Source organism: Rhizobium sp. AC27/96 (genome assembly GCF_001692325.1).
Classification (GTDB): Bacteria; Pseudomonadota; Alphaproteobacteria; order Rhizobiales; family Rhizobiaceae; genus Rhizobium.
On the sequence record NZ_LXKN01000056.1, the window covers coordinates 1 to 4,243 of the forward strand.

General features: G+C 59.7%; 1 protein-coding gene and 1 pseudogene. Both read left to right on the forward strand.

The annotated features are described in order from the left end of the window. Nucleotides 1-38: 38 nt before the first annotated feature. Nucleotides 39-956 (forward strand): annotated as a pseudogene (locus A6U86_RS36195) (amino acid adenylation domain-containing protein); the annotation flags it as partial. Nucleotides 957-959: 3 nt separating this feature from the next. Beyond that, nucleotides 960-4,243 (forward strand): amino acid adenylation domain-containing protein (locus A6U86_RS27730; protein ID WP_244510121.1); only part of this gene is annotated, 3,284 nt, incomplete at its 3' end.

Consider the following 4,243-nt stretch of genomic DNA (forward strand, 5'->3'; position numbering starts at 1 on the left):
TCTACACCTCCGGTTCAACCGGAAAGCCTAAAGGCGTCATGATCGAACACCGTAGCCTGGTTGCCGACGTCGAAGACGGCGTTGCCAGATATGCGATCAGTTCGTCCGATCGGGTTCTGCAACTGGCCAGTTTCAGCTTCGACACGTCCGCGGAGCAGACGTTTCTATCGCTATGGGCCGGCGCCACGCTGATTGTTCGCGCCAACGAGATATGGGGCGGGGATCAACTGATCGAGAACATGCGCAGGTTCTCTGTCTCCGTCTCCGAACTTCCGCCTGCCTATTTTGTAGGAACATTCGTACAAGATCTGAACCGGCTGCCCGCGTTTCGCCTGCTTATCGCCGGAGGCGAGGCGCTGCCCAGCAAGGTCTTCGGCTCAAGTCGGCGACATTTTAAGGTCTTGAACAGTTATGGGCCTACCGAAGCGGCCGTATCGGCATGCGCTTATCCGCTTGAGGACGGTGAAGCGACATATTGGGGTCCGACCGTCCCGATCGGGCGCCCGATGTCGAACACGCATGTCTATGTCGTTGATGCCCATGGCGGGCTTTGCCCTGTCGGTGTCCCCGGGGAATTGTGGATCGGCGGAGCCGGTGTCGCTCGCGGCTATCTGAACCGGCCCGAGCTGACGGCAGAGCGGTTCGTCGCCGATCCGTTCAGCAAGGTTCCAGATGCCCGGATCTACCGGACCGGGGATCTCGTGCGCTGGAGGACGGATGGCAATCTCGAGTTTCTCGGCCGCAACGACGACCAGGTCAAGATCCGCGGATACCGGATCGAGCTCGGCGAGATCGAAGCGCAACTGACGGCCTATCCTGAGGTACGTGAGGCAGTCGTTGTCGCACGCGAGGATGCCTCGGGCGACAAACGGCTCATCGCCTATGTGGTGATGAGCGACGAGATTGTAGGCCTTGCGGGGGTATTGCGGGGACATTTGTCGGCGTCCCTGCCGGATTACATGGTTCCTGCGGCCTTTGTGGTGCTCGACGGATTGCCGCTGACCCCGAACGGCAAGGTGGATCGTCGTGCGCTGCCAGCACCTGCAGACGAGGCTTATGCGCGTGGGGCCAGCGAGGAGCCGGTCGGCGAGATCGAGACGATGCTGGCCGACCTTTGGAGCGAGTTGCTCGGTGTCGAGCGGATCGGGCGCGGCGACAACTTCTTCGAACTGGGCGGTCATTCACTGCTGGCCGTGCGGATGATCAGCAGGATAGGCCAATTGGGACATGTTGTTGATGTTGCGGCTCTGTTTGAAAGCCCGCGGTTGCACGACCTGGCCGCAAGACTGGGCCAGAAACCGAAAGCTGTTGTGCCGGCCAATACAATTACGAAGAAAAGCACCGCCATCACACCTTCGATGCTGCCGCTGGCCGATTTGACGCAGGCAGAGATCGATTACGTTGTCGCACAGGTTCCGGGAGGAATTGCCAACGTTCAAGACATTTATGAACTATCGCCGCTTCAGGATGGAATGTTATTTCATCATTTGCTGAACGAAGCTGGTGATACATACATCGTCGTCTCGCAAATGGCCTTTGCAAGCCGCGCGCTGCTGGATCGATATCTGGAAGCGGCGCAACATGTCGTCGATCGTCATGATATCCTGCGCACAAGCTTTGTCTGGGACGGACTGAAATCACCGGTGCAGGTGGTGTGGCGCCATGCTTCCCTTGACGTGACCTTTGTCGATCTCGACCCGACGGCTGGCCCGGCGCTGGAACAGTTGAAACGGCGCCATGATCCGCGGCTGTATCGGATGGATTTGGGCCAGGCGCCACTCATGCGTTTCGTCATCGCGCGGGATGCTGAGAGCGAGCGCTGGTTGATGCTGGAGCTTTCTCACCATCTGATTGGAGACCATTCGACCCAGGACGTGCTCAACGAGGAGATTGAGGCAATATTGTCTGGTCGGCAGGATGACTTGCCCGAGCCGGAGCCATTCCGCAATCTGGTAGCACAGGCGCGCCTGGGTATCTCGCAGGAAGAGCACGGGCGCTTTTTCCGAGCGATGCTGGGCGATGTTGATGAGCCAACCTTGCCATTCGGCTTGGGCGACGTACGGCGTGTTGGTGACAGCGTTGACGAGGCGCGTGAGTTATTGCCGCAGCATCTCAATAATCGCTTGCGCACGCAGGCACGTCGCCTGGGGGTGAGCCTGGCGAGCCTTTGCCATTTGGCGTGGGGTCTGGTCGTGGCCCGTACGTCGGGTCGTGAAGATGTTGTATTCGGGACTGTTTTGCTTGGCCGTACACAAGGCGCAGCGGTTCTGGACCGGGCCATGGGCCTATTCATCAATACATTGCCATTCCGTTTGAGTGTAGACGAGACAAGTGTCGAGGCTGCCGTACGTAAGACGCATTCGCTTCTTACCGAGCTCTTGCGACACGAGCATGCCTCGCTGGCGCAAGCACAACGTTGCAGCGGTGTGCATGCGCCGGCCCCATTGTTCAGTGCCTTGCTGAATTATCGACACCAGGCGCCATCCACGCCAGGTCGAGCCAAAGCCCTGTCGGGCATCGAACAGCTGGGTGGGCAGGAACTCACAAACTACCCAATTGCAATATCTGTTGAGGATTTTGGCCAAAGCCTGGGCCTTACGGTTCAGGTCGTGGATGGCGTGTCGGGATCAAGGCTATGCGCCATGATGCGGCAGGCTCTCGAGAGTCTTGCCGACGCGCTTGTTCACCATCCAACATTTTCGCTGCGCCAGCTCGACGTCCTGCCGCAAGCAGAGCGCCATCTCCTGCTTGAGGACTGGAATGACACGGCGACCGCCTTTGCTGAGGACGCCTGCATCCATCATCTGTTCGAGGCCCAGGTTGCGCGCTCGCCGGATGCGATCGCGCTGATCTGCGAAGACCAGGAGATCAGCTATGGCGAGCTGAATGTGCGCGCCAATCGTGTCGCCCACAGGCTGATCGAACTTGGCGTTCGCCCTGATGCACGTGTCGGCATCTGCGTCGAGCGATCTCCGCTGATGATCGTCGGGCTGCTCGGGGTCCTGAAGGCGGGCGCAGCCTATGTGCCGCTGGATCCTGCCTATCCCGCCGACCGTCTTGCCTTCATGCTGTCGGACAGTGCACCGGTGGCGGTGCTCGTCGACGCGAAGACCTTCGGGCCTGTCGGGGCGATGCTGGAGGAGGCAGGCCTGCCCTGCCCGCTGCTCGATCTGAACGCTACGGAATGGGCAAGCGCTTGCGATGACAATCCCGAGCGATCAGCCCTTGGTCTCACATCCCGCCATCTCGCCTATGTCATCTACACCTCCGGTTCAACCGGAAAGCCCAAAGGCGTCATGATCGAGCATCAGGGTGTGGTCAACTTGACCAAGGCTCAGATCGGACTTTTCGGCATAGATGATCGCAGCCGAATCATGCAGTTCGCGTCCTTTAGTTTTGATGCCTGCATTTCTGAAGTCGCGACGGCGCTGTGCAGTGGCGCGGTGCTCTATCTGCCGGATCATTCGGTGCGCCTGGACTATGCCCAGCTTGAGAACTGCATTGCGGAAAAGGCAATCAGCCATGTGACCTTGCCACCTGCCCTGCTTCATGGGCAGTCCAGTCTGGAAAGCTTGGCAACCTTGCAGACGATCGTTTTGGCTGGTGAGGCATCCAGCGCATCCCTGATACGATCCCTGCCCGCCGGGCCGGTCATCATTAATGCATACGGACCAACGGAAGGCACTGTTTGCGCTACCGGGTGGATTTGCCCGATAGCTTTCAGGGGGCCAACCGTCCCGATCGGGCGCCCGATCTCGAACACGCATGTCTATGTCGTTGATGCCCATGGCGGGCTTTGCCCTGTCGGCGTCGCCGGGGAATTGTGGATCGGCGGAGCCGGTGTCGCTCGCGGCTATCTGAACCGGCCCGAGCTGACGACAGAGCGGTTCATCGCCGATCCGTTCAGCAAGGTTCCAGATGCCCGGGTCTACCGGACCGGGGATCTTGTGCGCTGGAGGACGGATGGCAATCTCGAGTTTCTCGGCCGCAATGACGATCAGGTCAAGATCCGCGGATACCGGATCGAACTCGGCGAGATCGAAGCGCAACTGACGGCCTATCCTGAGGTACGTGAGGCAGTCGTTGTCGCACGCGAGGATGCCTCGGGCGACAAACGGCTCATCGCCTATGTGGTGATGAGCGACGAGATTGTAGGCCTTGCGGGGGTATTGCGGGGACATTTGTCGGCGTCCCTGCCAGATTACATGGTTCCTGCGGCCTTTGTGGTGCTTGATGAGCTGCC